Source organism: Psychroserpens sp. (assembly GCF_036960315.1).
In the GTDB taxonomy this organism is placed as follows: domain Bacteria; phylum Bacteroidota; class Bacteroidia; order Flavobacteriales; family Flavobacteriaceae; genus Psychroserpens.
Genome location: NZ_JBALVR010000011.1, coordinates 71,195 through 86,921 on the forward strand (window position 1 = coordinate 71,195; position 15,727 = coordinate 86,921).

Consider the following 15,727-nt stretch of genomic DNA (forward strand, 5'->3'; position numbering starts at 1 on the left):
AAAATAAATTTCATTTAAAAGCCTTTATCAATTCGATAGAGGCTTTTTCATTTTAATAAAACTTTCACAAACTTCATATTAAGGTTTCTTATCTTTACTCGACCTATTGAAAAGAAAAAACTATTATGAAAAGACTACTATCTACATTAGCTATTATATTATTTTTCAGTTGCCAGAACAATGCTCAAGTCAACGAGAAACAACAAGTAGTCATAGATGCAACACCAATTGAGGTTCCTTTAAAAAACGGAAAAGCCAAAGCCTATTTTGCAAGCGGATGCTTTTGGTGTGTAGAGGCTGTATTTGAAAGTGTAAAAGGAGTTGAAGAATCCATTAGCGGATATGCTGGTGGACATACAAAATACCCAACCTATAAATCAACAAGTAATAGTTACAATAAAGATCATGCTGAAGCAGTAGAAATACTATACGACCCAAAAGTGGTAAGCTTTGAAACCCTAGTTGATGTGTATTTTGCATCTCAAGACCCAACACAAGTTAATGGTCAAGGTCCTGATAAGGGGTATCAATATCGCTCAATAATCTTTTATCAGAATGACGCTCAAAAGAAAATTATTGAGAATAAAAAAGTAGCATTAGCGGAAAACCTTAAGGCCAAAATTGCAGCCGAAGTCTATCCTTTTCAAAAATTCTGGGTTGGAGAAGACTATCATCAAGACTACGAAAGACTTCATCCAAACCAAGGCTATATTAGAAATGTATCTATTCCAAGATTAAATAGATTTAAGGCTAAAATGCCTAAAATTTTGAAGGAAAAGCATTAAATTCGTGTCGTTCGTCGATAAAATTTGGTTTTTCGTCGATAAAAGGCGTATTTTAGTGATCTAGTAACAATAGATTACCCAAATCTAAAATACACTTATGATGAAAAAAATTACTTACCTACTAGGCTTTGTTATGATTTCGTTTGTGGCAAATGCTCAAACTCCTGGTGTTTCAGAGTTTTCAAATCCTAATCAGTATATTGAATATATTCCAGGAAATTTACCCATAATTATATCTGCTCCTCATGGTGGTGTTTTGCAATCTGGCGAAACCATTGGAGGCGTATTTTATCCTGATGATGATTCAAACTTACCTGATCGAACTTGTGGCACAAACGAAAGAGACGACAATACAGAAATCTTAGTAAGACGAATTCAAGACGAAATATTTGCCCAAACTGGTGGATATGCACACGTAATCATTAATAATCTTCACAGGTCTAAAATGGACCCAAACCGTATGACAAGTGAAGGCTCTTGTGGTAATGGTCATGCAGCATCCTATTGGAGTAATTTTCAAAATTACATTAACGATGCCAGCTCTGCTGTAGAAGCAAATTGGGGAAAAGGTTTTTACATTGACCTACATGGTCAAGATCATACTGTACCAAGAATTGAAATAGGATATAATATCACTTCTGCAGACTTAAACTCGGCAGACTTAAATAGCACATCTATTATTGATAAATCTACAATCATGAATCTTGTTTCTACAAATCTGAATGGCTATACCCATGAGGAGCTTGTAAGAGGAGAAAATAGCCTAGGACAATTGTTTCAAGAAGCACCAGGTGTTTTTTATAATGCAAATGAAAATCCAGGTTGTGGTGTAACATCAGGTTACAGAGCCATTCCTAGTAATTCAGATTATGGAGATACAAGCTGTGATGATACAACTCCTTATAGTAATTCGTATTTCGATGGAAATTTTTATAACAACAGAAGACATGGATCAGGAGATGGAACAGGAGGACCAGCAAGTATAGGTGGTAGCGGAAATATTGACGGTATAACAACAGAAGTTAATGGTCGTGTAAGAGATTTAGGATCACCTTACGACTCTAGACCGAATACTTTAGAACCTTTTGCCATAGATTATGCTAATGTCATTTTAGAATACCTTAGTATTCATTACAACAACTTTTCAGAGTTTGATTATGCAGCTTCTATTTATGACATAACAGATACAGACCCTACTCCATCGCTAACAAATGGTATATCTGGAGGCATTTACTTAAGTGATTCTGTAGGACTAGTAATAGATCAAAATACAGGTACTATCGATGCATCTGCTTCAGTAGTGGGTAACTATACAGTAACCTATTCTGTAGGACCAACCTCTGCATCAAGTTCACCAAATAGGTATTATAGTGCGTCTAGAAATATAGAAATCACAGATGATGCATTAAGCGTTTCAAATGAAGAACTCGCTACTGTAAAACTGTTTCCTAACCCAACAACAGGAATCGTGAATTTTGAATCAAATTCACAAATATCAGAAATAAAAATATATACAATTCTTGGTCAACGCGTGAAAACCAAAGAAATAAATAGCAATGAATCTTCTGTTAATTTATCAAATTTGAGAGCGGGCTCCTATGTTATTACTTTCTATATTCACGGACAGTCGGCAGGCTCAAAATTGATTGTAAAAAATTAAAGTTTAGTCGCTTTAATTTCAAAAATAAGAGGATATAATCTATCCTTTGATATATAATTGCCAGATTTGGTTTCGACTAAATCTGGCAATACGTTATAAGGGCTTTCATCATGCTCATTTAAATAATCAATGCGCAATCCTGCTTCAACAAGCGCATTAATCACTTCACTCAAACCGTGGTTCCAACCATACTCTTTACTTATCATCTTTGACTCCTGATCGGCATATGTCCCTTCATGTTCTTCATAAATTGCCTCCTCTTGCATGTAGCCATATTTCATGACCTGTTTTCCGTCTAAATAGTCAAACATCCAAACAATGGGATGAAACTCTGCCATATAAAACGTACCCCCTTTTTTCAAACGCTCTCCAATCATCTTGCCCCATGGTTTTAAATGGGGCAACCAGCCTATTACTCCATATGATGTAAAGACGATATCAAACGTATCTTGAACATACTTGGAGGTATCCAAAACATTACAACACACAAACTCGGTATCCAATTTTAGTTCTTCATTTAAAGATTTAGCTAAAGCAATTCCTTCATCACTTAAATCGACACCAACACATGTCGCTCCCAATCGATTCCAACTCAACGTATCCTGACCAAAATGACATTGTAAATGCAATAACGATTTACCTTTAACATCACCAATTGCATTACGTTCATAAGACATTAATGATGACTTCCCCCTTTTGAAGGCTTCCAAATCGTACATCTCACTTTTAGAATGAATTTTCACCTTCTCATTCCAGGTTTTCCTATTGACGTCAAAATGATCTTCGCTCATAACATTTCGTTTAAAGCTCTAAAGTAATAATAACTTCGGAAATGAGAAGACTTTCATACCTTTACAAAAAAACAGATGATCCGATTACTTACCATCTTATGTATGATTATCGTTCTGGTATCTTGCAAAACTGAAACAAAAGAACAAAACACAACAACTGAGACGATTTCCGAAGAACAAAAGGAATTAACCGTCGCCGAAAAGATTGCCCAAGCTCATGGTTTTGATAATTGGAAAAACGTCAATGAAATTGAGTTTACGTTCAATGTTGATAGAGGTGAAAACCATTTTGAAAGAATATGGTTATGGGAACCTAAAAAGAATCGAGTTATATTTTCTACTGGTACTGACTCTATAGTAGTTTTTAATCGAAGCAAGATAGATTCTACAACGATCAAACTTGACCAAGGCTTTATTAATGATAAGTATTGGTTATTAGTTCCTTTTCAGTTAGTTTGGGATGAAGGCACTACCATTTCTAAGCCTTTAAAGGAAGTTGCTCCAATTTCTAAAACCGAATTAAATAAAATCACTTTAACCTACGGAAATGAAGGCGGATACACCCCTGGAGACGCTTACGACATTTTTTATGATGAGGACTTTATGATTAAGGAATGGGTATTTAGAGAAGGCAATAGCAAAGAACCATCAATGACGACTACTTTTGAAAACTATGAAGATTTCAACGGAATCAAAATAGCGAAAGACCATAAAATGGCTGAAGGTAATTTTAATCTTTACTTCTCAAACTTAAAAGTTAAGTAGGCCGGTTTTCAAATCTTAAAAAAACATTAAAGTTAGTATTTCTTTGTAATATCAAAGTCCAACTTACGACTTAAATATGCACATAAAGTATATTAACATTCCGCATTTGCGTCCATATATATTTAAAGCGCTTCACCTACTTAGATGAAGTGCTTTTTCCTTAGTATATTTCTAGCTTATCCCTCAAACCCATCTCTTACATGAGCACCATCACAATACGGTTTGTTATGTGATGCGCCACATCTGCAAAACGCAGTCGTTTTATTTTTTGTTTCTTCGCTTCCATCTTTATGAGTCACTTTTAAAGTCCCATATACCAAAAGCGGTCCATCTTTCAACACTTCAACTTTTGTTTCTAAAGATTCGGCTTCCTCATTACCCTCACCATTCATATAATAGCCTAAGGCCCCAGACGGACAAGCTTTAACTTGTTTTACGAGCGCTTCAGTAGAAGCGGCATCTATTTTTATCCATGGTCGCTCTTTAGGCTGAAATACATCGCTCAACCCGTTAACACAGATTGCAGAATGTATGCATTTTTCGCCTTCCCAAACTATTGTAACTTCACCATTACTGTATTCATTAGTCTTTCCCATAAGTCATTGTTTTCATTAAAGATACTAAAAAAAGTGTTTCATTTTTCTTTGTAAAATGGCTAACTCAGCTATTCCATTCTACCATATTTATTCTTACTTTTGTTAGATACCATAAAACTATAAATCTTGTCCAACTTTAAATTAGGTCTTGAATTCGCAAAACTACAAGACCAAAATGACGAACTATCATCATACAAAACTCAGTTTTATATTCCGAAAGACACTAACGGAAATGAACTTGTATACATGACTGGAAACTCTCTAGGGTTACAACCTAAAATCACCAAAGATTATATTAATCAGGAACTTGAAGACTGGGCAAATCTAGGTGTAGAAGGCCATACCGAAGGTCGAAACCCATGGTTACACTACCATGAGCTTTTAACCAGTACCATGGCAGAAATCGTTGGTGCAAAACCATTGGAAGTTGTGGTGATGAATTCACTAACAGCTAACCTTCACTTTATGATGGTGAGTTTCTATCAGCCAACACCTAAACGATATAAAATTCTTATAGAAGCCGATGCGTTCCCAAGTGACAAATATGCTGTAGAATCACAGTTACGTCATCATGGTTATGATGATAAAGAAGGATTGATTCTTTGGAAAGCCCGTGAAGGCGAAGAATTGGCAAATTATGACGATTTAGAAACCATTTTAGAACAACAAGGCGATGAAATCGCTTTGATAATGATTGGTGGTGTCAACTACTATACAGGGCAATTTTTCGATTTGAAACGTATTACTAAACTCGGGCATCAACATGGGTGTGTAGTTGGTTTTGATTGTGCTCATGGTGCAGGCAACGTTCAGTTAAATCTACATGATTCAGAAGCAGATTTTGCCGTTTGGTGTAGCTATAAATATTTAAACTCAGGACCTGGAAGTTTATCTGGTGCTTTTGTTCATGAACGTCATGCGAACAGAAAAGACCTCAACCGTTTTACAGGTTGGTGGTCACATAATAAGCAAACACGTTTTAGAATGCGTGACGATTTTGACCAATTACCAGGAGCTGAAGGTTGGCAATTGAGTAATCCATCTATTTTATCAATGGCAGCTATTCGCGCCTCGTTAGACGTATTTGCAATAGCAGGTTTTGATAAACTTTGCGAAAAGTCAAAGCAACTCACAGGTTATTTTGAGTTTTTATTGAATGAACTTAACAATTCAGACATTAAAATTATAACACCAAGCCATCCTGATGAACGTGGATGTCAATTGTCAATACAAGTTAAAAATGCAGACAAGGGTATGCATACCAAACTCACAGAAGCTGGTATCATAACCGATTGGAGAGAACCAGATGTGATTAGATGTGCTCCCGTCCCACTCTATAATTCGTTTATGGATGTATATGAGTTTGTAGAGCGATTGAAAACGATTTTGAATTAAATAAAGCCATCTCGTTCGTAGCCGAGAAATCTCAACTACAATCGAACAGACATAAAAATATATGAATAAACAACAAAACATATTAATCATTGGCGCAGGGCTCTGCGGAAGCCTATTAGCCTTGCGTTTAGGACAACGTGGTTTCAATGTTGCCGTTTATGAAATGCGTCCTGATTTACGTAAAACAGATATTTCGGCTGGGCGTTCTATCAACTTGGCATTTTCAGATCGTGGTAATAAAGCCATGAAATTGGTTGGTATAGAAGACAAGGTAAAATCACTCTGTATCCCAATGAATGGTCGAATGCTACATGATAAAGAAGGGCAAACATTTTTATCTAATTACAGTGGGAGAGATCATGAGTATATCAACTCTATTTCGAGAGGAGAACTCAATGGTTTGTTATTAACTGAAGCTGAAAAACACGATAATGTTACTATTCACTTCAATAAAAGATGTAAATCGGTAGATTTTGAAAATACTACAGTCCTTTTTCAAGATTATAGCACCAAAGATGAATTTATTGAAGATGCAGATGCTATCATCGCGACAGATGGCGCAGGTTCCGCTTTGCGCAAAAGTTACTATTTAGAAAGGAAGTTCTTGTTTAGTTTCTCACAAGATTATCTCACTCATGGCTACAAAGAACTCTCTATTTTACCTACGGAAACTGGAGATTATAAAACTTACAAAAATGCCTTGCATATTTGGCCAAGAGGTGATTTTATGGTGATCGCTTTACCAAATTTGGATGGTAGTTTTACCGTTACTTTATTCTTGAGTTATGATAAAGGTGAATACAATTTTAATAACTTAACCACTCCAGAAGTTGTGATTGAATTCTTCCAGAAAGAATTTCCAGATGCCCTGGAACTTATGCCAAACCTTGCCGAAGATTTCTTTGAAAATCCAACAGCTCCTTTAGGAACAGTAAAATGTTCACCTTGGCATTTTAAAGGCAACACCTTACTCATGGGAGATTCTGCACATGCTATTGTACCGTTTTACGGACAAGGGATGAACGCGTCCTTTGAAGATGTGGTAGAGTTTGATGGTATTCTAGACAAACATGAAGCCGAACTATCTAACGGACAGTCAGCTTGGGAAACTATTTTTACTGAATACGAAAAAACAAGAAAAAAAGATACTGATGCGATTGCCGATTTAGCTATTGATAATTTCCATGAAATGAAAGACCATGTGTCCAATCCTATTTTTCAAGAGAAACGAAAAATTGAGATGGCTTTGGAAAAGGAATTCCCAAATGACTATTCATCAAAATACAGTTTGGTTACCTTTAATGAACATATTGGCTATCGAGAAGCGATGTTAAGAGGTCGTGCGCAAGACAAAGCCATTATAAATATGCTTGACGACGGAATCATTTCTCCAAGTGATGATTTAAAAGTCATATTAAAAAAAGTAAAAACCAAAACAGAAGCGATTTTAGAAGATGACAGAATCGCTGGATTACATTAAGAACTTATGAGCGAAAACATAGTAACACCAAGAGGAGCATATCCACACGTTAAACAAGTTGGCGATTTTATTTTCGTTTCAGGAACAAGTTCCCGTAGGCCAGACAACACCATCGCAGGTGTAGATATCATAGACGACATGGGAACCAAACGCCTCAATGCAGAAGTACAAACGCGAGAAGTCTTAAAAAACATAGAAGGGAATCTCGCTAAAGTTAACGCTTCACTCAAAGACGTAGTTGATGTCACATCATTTCTAGTCAACATGAATGACTTTGCTGGTTATAATAAAGCTTATGGAGAATTCTTTGATAAGCAAACTGGACCAACACGAACAACCGTTGCTGTACACCAATTACCACATCCAGATTTGGTAGTTGAAATTAAGGTGATGGCTTACAAGAAACAATAATGAACATTAAAAACTACATCAACGGAAAATTCATGTCTCCCATTGCTAATGGGTGGATAGACAACTATAATCCTTCTAACGGAGAAATTTACGGACAAATACCTAACTCAACCAAAGAAGACGTTGAGAACGCCTACATCGCAGCCAAATCTGCCTTTCCTAGCTGGTCGCAAACCACTTTAGATGAACGTAGTCGTATTCTCATTAAAATTTCAGAACTACTGGAAGCCAATCTGCAGCGGTTTGCAGAAGCCGAATCCAAAGACAATGGAAAACCCTTGTCTTTGGCAAAAACAGTAGATATCCCAAGGGCAGCCAGTAATTTTAGGTTCTTCGGAAATGCGATAACCCAGTTTGCTAGCGAAAGTCATGAAAGTGTTGGGCAGCAAGCCATTAATTACACTTTGAGACAACCGATTGGTGTTGTGGGATGTATTTCTCCATGGAACCTTCCACTCTATCTCTTTACTTGGAAAATTGCTCCTGCCTTGGCTACAGGAAATTGTGTTGTTGCCAAACCTAGTGAGGTCACACCAATGACGGCCTATCTTTTAGGCGAAATCTGTAACGAAGCAGGATTACCAAAAGGCGTATTGAATATTGTTCATGGTCTAGGTGGCTCAACGGGTCAAGCCATAGTTGAACATCCAGATATCAAAGCCATTTCATTTACAGGAGGCACTGCCACTGGAGCGCACATTGCTAAAGTCGCAGCACCACTATTTAAAAAACTTTCTCTTGAACTCGGCGGAAAAAACCCAAATATCATTTTTGCTGATTGTGATTATCAGGACATGTTAGAAACAACGGTTCGATCTTCTTTTGCTAATCAAGGTCAGATTTGCCTTTGTGGAAGTCGTATTTTTGTAGAAGCATCTATCTATGATAAATTTAAAAGCGATTTTGTATCTAAAATCAAACAGCTTAAAATTGGCCATCCTTCCGATTCCGACACCAATATAGGCGCTTTAGTATCAAAACCTCATCTTGAAAAGGTAAAAGATTATATCCAAATTGCTAAAGATGAAAACGGAATTATATTATGTGGCGGAAATGAAGTGATTGTTAAAGGTTATGAAAATGGTTATTATCTAGAACCTACGGTTATTGAAGTTCCAAATGATGAGTGTCGTGTCAACCAAGAGGAAATTTTTGGCCCTGTCGTGACCATTATGCCTTTTCATACCGAAGATGACGTTTTACAAATGGCTAACAAAGTTAAGTATGGATTATCCGCAACACTTTGGACTAACGATTTAAAACGCACCATGCGCATGAGTCATCAACTGCAAGCTGGTATAGTATGGGTTAACACTTGGATGATGCGCGATTTACGAACACCTTTTGGCGGTGTAAAAGCTTCTGGTGTTGGTCGTGAAGGTGGTTTTGAAGCCTTGCGTTTCTTTACTGAAGCTAAGAATGTTTGTATTAAATATTAATCTTTAGTCAAGATTTTAACTAGGCAATATATTTTGAAAAGAAAATTAAAAATTGGAGCGAAAAAAATAAATATGGGCTAGCAAGTCGAGAGTTTGATATGTTATAAAATTCTTTCTGAATATCGAAATACAACACATTCAAATTATAATCTAAAAAGCAAATGAGGTCTCGACTACGCTCGACCAGACATTAAACAAAATTTTATGAATTTAAACTTAAATAACAAATACGCATTAGTTTGCGGAAGCACTGCAGGCATTGGTAAAGCTACAGCATTAGCTCTAGCCGAAGAAGGCACAATTGTAACACTAATTGCCAGGAATGAAGACAAGTTAAAAGCCACATTGGCCGAATTACCTCAGCACAGAAACCACGACTACATTGTTGCCGATTTTTCTAACCCAATGGAATTAAAAGCAAAAGTGGAAGCTTATATCAGTCAAAATCATGGGTTTCACATTTTGGTAAATAATACAGGAGGCCCAAAAGGCGGACCTGTTTTTTCTGCGGAAATAGACGAATTTGAAAATGCCTTTACGCAACATTTAAAATGTAATCATGTCTTGGCGCAAGCTGTTGTTCCGTTTATGAAAAGTGAAAGCCATGGTCGTATTATAAATGTGATTTCAACTTCTGTAAAACAACCTCTAGATGGTTTAGGTGTGAGCAACACCATTCGTGGCGCAGTTGCAAATTGGAGTAAAACCTTAGCCAATGAATTGGGACAATTTGGAATTACAGTAAACAATGTACTTCCCGGGGCCACTGGAACCGAGCGCCTAACTGAAATTATAAAAAACAAATCCGCCAAAACAGGAAACACTGAAGAGGAAGCTGCCAATGCCATGAAAAATTCTGTGCCTGCAAAAAGGTTTGCAAAGCCTGAAGAATTGGCTGTAGCGATTACTTTTTTAGCTAGTGAACGTGCTGCCTATATTAACGGAATTAACCTTCCGGTTGATGGTGGGAGAACTAAGTCTTTATAAGTCAATAAATTCGTTTTTTATCACTAATTTTATTGAATTGATGAATTTGCGTTAAGGATTAAAAGGTTTGTTTGAGCTCATCTCTGATAGCGAGCCTTGAAAGCCTGACCAAGACAGTGCTTTTTGCATGTCTAGGTAACGCCCAAAATATAAAACCATGAGTACATTATTTCCGCCAATAAATTTCAAAAAATGGATTGAAGACAACCGACATTTATTAAAACCTCCTGTTGGCAATAAGGTGGTATGGAAAGATGGTGATTTTATCGTCATGGTTGTTGGTGGACCAAACAGTAGAAAAGATTATCACTACAACGAAACGCCAGAATTTTTCTATCAAGTGGAAGGCGACATCACATTAAAAGTGATTGATAAAGGCACTCCAAAGGACATTCATATCAAAGAAGGTGAAATGTTTTTATTGCCTCCAAAAGTTCCGCATTCTCCACAACGTGGAGCAAATACGGTTGGATTGGTTATTGAATATCCTAGAGAAAAAGGGGTTCAGGATGCTTTATTATGGTTTTGCGAAAATTGCACGACCAAACTATACGAAGAAGATTTCACACTAGACAATATTGAAACAGATATGCCCGCGATTTTTGATGCCTATTATGGCGACAAAGACAAACGCAGTTGCCCAAATTGTGGTGAAGTAATGCAACCACCTACAAAGGTGAAAGTAGATTAATACTGTCATTCCGCACGTGATACGGAATCCATTATAACATTAATAAGAAATAGTTTCCTGGCTTCTCAGGAAATCGAAGATTCGGCGCAAGCCAATGACAAACACTAATAAACGAGATGCTTAGACTGCGCTCAGTATGACATATGAAAGAAAAACGCAAACTTAGAATAAACGGTCACTCTCACCTACTTCCTTATCCGGAAGAAATACCTCAGTTCATGCAAGACAAAGGAATTTTCTGGGTAGATAAGGATAGAAAATTCATGCTACAAAAGGATTGGAATCGTCCAATTACTGATTCTAGTTTCTTTTTAGATGAAAAGTTAGCTTGGATGGAAAACTTCAAAATTGACCATGCCGTTGTACTCAATTTATCTCAATTATACGGAAATGGCCTACGTGTGGAAGAAATGAAGCAAGCCTTACGTTTTCAAAATGATTTTAATGCTAAAGTCCAACGTGAAAATCCGAGTAAATTCACTTGTGGTTTTGTGGTACATCCAGGTTTTGTTCGAGGTGCCTGTTGGGAGATAGAACGTTGCGTAGAAGAATTAGGCATGCAACTTTTATGTTTACCAACACATTATATGGACACCATAGGAACTTGGCGTTGTATTTTTGATGAAGAGAATGAGCCTATTTTTGAATTGGCAGATAAGTATAATCTAGCCGTAGAAATTCATCCATATGATGGCGAAAAATTCATTAAGCTAGAAAATACGTCTTGGCGTTTTCATTTAATATGGATGTTGGCACAGTGTGCCGACGCCTACCACTTTTTAACCTTAAATGGTTATCAGGATAAATTCCCAAATATGCGAACGTGTTTTGCACATGGTGGACAATTAGCACAAATAAACTTAGGACGTCGTATTCAAGGTTTTGATGGTCGTCCAGATTTATTTGAAGGTAAAAGTCATCCTAGAAAAGCCGTAGGACATCCCAACATCTTTTTTGACACTTTAGTTCATGATACTGGTGGCTTAGAACTACTGATTAGGAATCAAGGTTCTAAACAGGTCCTAATGGGACTCGATGACCCTTATCCTTTAGGTGAAATGGAAAGTGAAAAACAATCTTCATATCCAGGAAAAATTTTGGATCTAGCTATAGAACAAGATATTATTACTAAAATTGAACGCGATGCGATTTGGGAAGACAATGTGATTCAGTGGCTTTGTGGTGATAATCAAGCAGTGAAAAACAAATTAGTAAATCGTATTTTAGGATAATGTACTTTCTCCCTGAAAAATTAGACGATTATGTAGTAGCTCATTCTCAAGAAGAACCAGAATTATTACGGCAACTCACCAGGGAAACCTATCAAAAAATATTACAACCTATAATGCTTAGTGGACCTTATCAAGGTCGTGTGTTGAGTATGATTTCGAAGTTAATACGCCCGAAAAGCATCTTAGAATTAGGAACGTTTACTGGTTATTCTACCTTATGTTTGGCTGAAGGTTTGCAAAGCGATGGTGTGATCCATACCATTGATGTAAATGAGGAGTTGGTTGATTTTCAGCAAAAATATTTTGACAAATCAGATTACGGACAACAAATTCATCAACATTTGGGTAGTGCTATTGACATTATACCAATGCTAGATATGACTTTTGACTTGGTATTTATTGATGCCGACAAACCCAACTATGTCAACTACTTTCATTTAATCATTGATAAAATAAAAACTGGAGGAATCATCCTATCTGACAATGTATTATGGCACGGAAAAGTTGTTGAACCTGTTGATGAGAAAGACCTTTCAACCAAAGCTGTTTTAGAGTTTAACACGCTCTTAAAAAAAGATAACAGAATTGAAACTGTTTTACTACCAATAAGAGATGGACTTACCATCTGCAGAAAAAAATAAGTTTAAGAGACTTTACTCAATTAGAAATCTGCTATCTCCTCAGCAGATTTGGTGTTTTCTATATGTTCGGAAAGAGTTTGAAAGAACTCATAATTATCGAATGGCTTGGTAATGATACCATCAAATCCAATGAGATTATAATCTATTTTAATCCGATCTATATCAGCAGCTGTTAATGCAATAATTGGTGTTTTCGTGTCAAATTCACGGATAGCCTTCGTAGACTCGTTGCCATTCATAACTGGCATATTGATATCCATTAATATCAAATCAAAAGCGGTTTGTTTATGAGCCTCTAAAGCTTCTTGTCCGTTTTTAGCAATAACACATTCGTAATTTTCCTTTAGTAATAGATTTTGAGTTACAATTTGGTTGATTTTATTGTCTTCGGCAACTAATATTTTATACTTTTTTGACAAACTAATAACCTCTCCTTCAGACTCTTTGATTATAATCTTCTCCAATTTGGCTTCTCTATCGATTTCAAAAGTCAATTCGAAACTAAATAAAGTTCCTTGATCAACTTCACTTTCGACTTCTAAAGTACTTCCAAAAAGCTCGATTATATTCTTGGTAATTGGCAATCCCAATCCAGTACCTTGATAGTTGGTATTGTTGTTTTTATCTAATTGAGAGAAATTCTCGAATATCAATTTTTGTTTTTCCTTCGGAATTCCTGGACCATCATCTTCGACTTCAAAGCGTAAACTGACATGATCATCAATACTATTTAATAGCTTCACTCGAATATCAATTTTACCGTTTTCAGTAAACTTAACACTGTTACCCATAAGATTAATGAGCACTTGAGACATTCTTACATTATCGCATTTAATGAATTCTGGGACGTTTTTATCTACCGTAATCTGTATCTGATTATTTGCTTCTTCTAATCTGTAATCAAAAGAATTTACTAAATTTTCGAGTAATAGTCTAAGATTAACAGTTACACTTTTGAGTTCAATTTTTTGAGATTCTATCTTTCCTATTTGTAAAATATCATTGACAAGATTTAACAAATAATCTCCAGAATATTTTAAAGATTTCAAAAATTTAAAATCCTTTTTACTTAAATCGTTGTTCTTTAAGAGTATTGATGTTAATCCAACAACACCATACAAAGGTGTTCGTAATTCGTGTGTCACATTAGAAATAAAGTTACTTTTCAACTCTGAAGATTTTTCAGCTTGATTCTTAGCTATTTCTAACTCCTTATTTCTAACCTTCAAAATATTACTCAACTTTCGTTTAGACACATAACTTTTATACATTGTGATCAACGATATAAACAGTAAGAAACCTGTTATAGATATAATAACGTTTACATTTTTAATTTTGTTACTCTCTGCTAATTGCTCTATTCTTTCACTATTAGCGCGTTGAGCTACATTTTTATAGTTCTCTATTAAAAATTTTGATCTAACAATAATGTTTTGTCTGATTTTATCTTCATTAATATATTTGTCACTATAATTGTTGTGAAATAATAATGCTCCATAAGCCTCAGTATCCTTTTCGAGCATTGCAAAGGTTAAAGACATCTCTTTATATATATCACTTAAAAGTTCATTACTGTCTTTATTTTCTTTGATATCCTTCCCCTCCAAAAGTTTTACTGCATCAACAAATTTCATATTCGCATTATTATAAAACTGTTTATTAAAAAAGTATTGCCCTTTAATAAAATTCCATTTCGCTCTAGAATAACCATGATCTTGAATACTCCTAAGGTTTCCTTCTGCTCTTGACAAGTAAATAAGGGCTTTTCCGGTATTATTAGATTCTAAGTAAGCTTTTGCTAAACTCAATCTTGTATTTAATAATAATACAGCTCTCATATCCGTATTATCTTGATCACGGACATTATTTTGCTTCGCATAAGTGAGTGCCTTTTCAAAATAAGGAATTGGGTTTGTGGGCGGTTTTTTATATGCATAAATTTTACCTAAATGCAAATACGAACTCGCCAACAAAAAATTCTCATTCGTATTTTTAGATGCCTTAATCACTTGTGCAAAACTCGCTTCAGCCTTATCATATTCATGCATGAAATCGTAAATCTTACCAATAGTAAAATTTGCTTCAGCATGACCATAAGTATCATTTATAGAGTCTGATAACCTAATTGCTTGATTAAATAAATTGAAGGATTTAGCAATATCATTACTGTTGTAATGACTCAATGCTACAGCGTTTATACTATCAATTTTATTGATAAGCGCTCTTTCTGTTTGACTGAATGACAGGAGGGAACAAAACAGAAAGCAGATTTGTAGATTTGCTTTCATATTAGGTATAGGTTAATTTGGGTTTGTTAAAGTATCTCTAAGCGAACCACTTATAACAATATAATCGTTGAATGTGCTTTTTTATAGGACAAACTTCACGATTCCAAAACCAAAATCGACGAACGGCACACTGAATTTCAAGAGTTTAGATTGAACTCATTTTTATTTTTATAGAAAATTAGCCGAAATTCGCGTAGAATTACTAAATAATGAAACAGCAATAAGATTTATGCTAAAAAAGCAACTAAATGTAGTGAACTTTATAATTTAGGATTTCTCCTCACAGAACCTGTAAAATCTTCAAGTTCGTCTTTTACTTTTTTGATTTTATCAGTGATGTCCTTGGTAACGCTAGTATCGATACCTTGTTTTTCTGCACTTTTTGTGATTTCAGATTTTATATCACTTGTAGCATCTCTTAGCATGCGCATCCCTTTACCCAAACCACGAGCTACTTCAGGTATTTTATCCGCGCCAAATACCATGACCACGATTACAAGAATAAACACTACTTCTTGAAATCCTAAAAATAAAAACGTTGCTAACTCTATCACGATGCAAATATA

The 15,727-nt window shown here is 35.5% G+C and carries 15 protein-coding genes; 11 read left to right on the forward strand and 4 right to left on the reverse strand.

Annotation, left to right across the window (positions count from 1 at the left end):
• Nucleotides 1-125 precede the first annotated feature (125 nt).
• The gene (gene msrA / locus V7719_RS15975; RefSeq protein ID WP_335730945.1) at nucleotides 126-785 is read left to right on the forward strand and encodes a peptide-methionine (S)-S-oxide reductase MsrA; all 660 of its coding nucleotides are present in this window, start codon (nucleotides 126-128) and stop codon (nucleotides 783-785) included.
• Between the two features lie 97 nt (nucleotides 786-882).
• On the forward strand, nucleotides 883-2,445 hold the full coding sequence (locus tag V7719_RS15980; protein WP_335730946.1) for a T9SS type A sorting domain-containing protein: 1,563 nt from the start codon (nucleotides 883-885) through the stop codon (nucleotides 2,443-2,445).
• Here V7719_RS15980 and V7719_RS15985 read toward each other — a convergent pair.
• A complete protein-coding gene (locus V7719_RS15985; protein ID WP_335730947.1) occupies nucleotides 2,442-3,236 on the reverse strand; it encodes a class I SAM-dependent methyltransferase in 795 nt (264 codons plus the stop codon). The genes V7719_RS15980 and V7719_RS15985 overlap by 4 nt on opposite strands.
• A 75-nt stretch (nucleotides 3,237-3,311) precedes the next feature.
• Between V7719_RS15985 and V7719_RS15990 the strand changes: the two genes are divergently transcribed.
• Nucleotides 3,312-4,001, forward strand: a complete 690-nt coding sequence (locus V7719_RS15990) for a hypothetical protein (protein WP_335730948.1) — start codon at nucleotides 3,312-3,314, stop codon at nucleotides 3,999-4,001.
• 176 nt (nucleotides 4,002-4,177) lie between these two features.
• Here the strand turns inward: V7719_RS15990 and V7719_RS15995 are convergent, their stop codons facing one another.
• The gene (locus tag V7719_RS15995; protein ID WP_335730949.1) at nucleotides 4,178-4,597 is read right to left on the reverse strand and encodes a (4Fe-4S)-binding protein; all 420 of its coding nucleotides are present in this window, start codon (nucleotides 4,595-4,597) and stop codon (nucleotides 4,178-4,180) included.
• Nucleotides 4,598-4,723: 126 nt separating this feature from the next.
• Here V7719_RS15995 and kynU point away from each other — a divergent pair, with 126 nt between their 5' ends.
• The 8 genes from kynU to V7719_RS16035 all read left to right on the forward strand — a co-directional run bounded on the left by kynU (nucleotide 4,724) and on the right by V7719_RS16035 (nucleotide 12,873).
• Nucleotides 4,724-5,992, forward strand: coding sequence for a kynureninase (gene kynU, locus V7719_RS16000; RefSeq protein WP_335730950.1), 1,269 nt, complete (start codon nucleotides 4,724-4,726; stop codon nucleotides 5,990-5,992).
• Between the two features lie 61 nt (nucleotides 5,993-6,053).
• A complete protein-coding gene (locus V7719_RS16005; RefSeq protein ID WP_335730951.1) occupies nucleotides 6,054-7,472 on the forward strand; it encodes an FAD-dependent oxidoreductase in 1,419 nt (472 codons plus the stop codon).
• 6 nt (nucleotides 7,473-7,478) lie between these two features.
• On the forward strand, nucleotides 7,479-7,883 hold the full coding sequence (locus V7719_RS16010; RefSeq protein WP_335730952.1) for a RidA family protein: 405 nt from the start codon (nucleotides 7,479-7,481) through the stop codon (nucleotides 7,881-7,883).
• Nucleotides 7,883-9,322, forward strand: coding sequence for an aldehyde dehydrogenase (locus V7719_RS16015; RefSeq protein ID WP_335730953.1), 1,440 nt, complete (start codon nucleotides 7,883-7,885; stop codon nucleotides 9,320-9,322). Before V7719_RS16010 ends, V7719_RS16015 begins: the two co-directional genes overlap by 1 nt.
• A gap of 204 nt (nucleotides 9,323-9,526) precedes the next feature.
• A complete protein-coding gene (locus V7719_RS16020) occupies nucleotides 9,527-10,309 on the forward strand; it encodes an SDR family oxidoreductase (protein WP_335730954.1) in 783 nt (260 codons plus the stop codon).
• Between the two features lie 157 nt (nucleotides 10,310-10,466).
• Nucleotides 10,467-11,000, forward strand: coding sequence for a 3-hydroxyanthranilate 3,4-dioxygenase (locus tag V7719_RS16025; RefSeq protein WP_335730955.1), 534 nt, complete (start codon nucleotides 10,467-10,469; stop codon nucleotides 10,998-11,000).
• A gap of 143 nt (nucleotides 11,001-11,143) precedes the next feature.
• A complete protein-coding gene (locus V7719_RS16030; RefSeq protein WP_335730956.1) occupies nucleotides 11,144-12,232 on the forward strand; it encodes an amidohydrolase family protein in 1,089 nt (362 codons plus the stop codon).
• Nucleotides 12,232-12,873, forward strand: coding sequence for an O-methyltransferase (locus tag V7719_RS16035; RefSeq protein WP_335730957.1), 642 nt, complete (start codon nucleotides 12,232-12,234; stop codon nucleotides 12,871-12,873). Before V7719_RS16030 ends, V7719_RS16035 begins: the two co-directional genes overlap by 1 nt.
• Before the next feature lie 20 nt (nucleotides 12,874-12,893).
• On the opposite strand, the gene V7719_RS16040 is transcribed toward V7719_RS16035, so the two are convergent.
• Both V7719_RS16040 and V7719_RS16045 read right to left on the reverse strand, forming a co-directional pair.
• Nucleotides 12,894-15,161, reverse strand: a complete 2,268-nt coding sequence (locus tag V7719_RS16040; RefSeq protein WP_335730958.1) for an ATP-binding protein — start codon at nucleotides 15,159-15,161, stop codon at nucleotides 12,894-12,896.
• Between the two features lie 260 nt (nucleotides 15,162-15,421).
• On the reverse strand, nucleotides 15,422-15,715 hold the full coding sequence (locus tag V7719_RS16045; RefSeq protein WP_335730959.1) for a Sec-independent protein translocase subunit TatA/TatB: 294 nt from the start codon (nucleotides 15,713-15,715) through the stop codon (nucleotides 15,422-15,424).
• Nucleotides 15,716-15,727 lie beyond the last annotated feature (12 nt).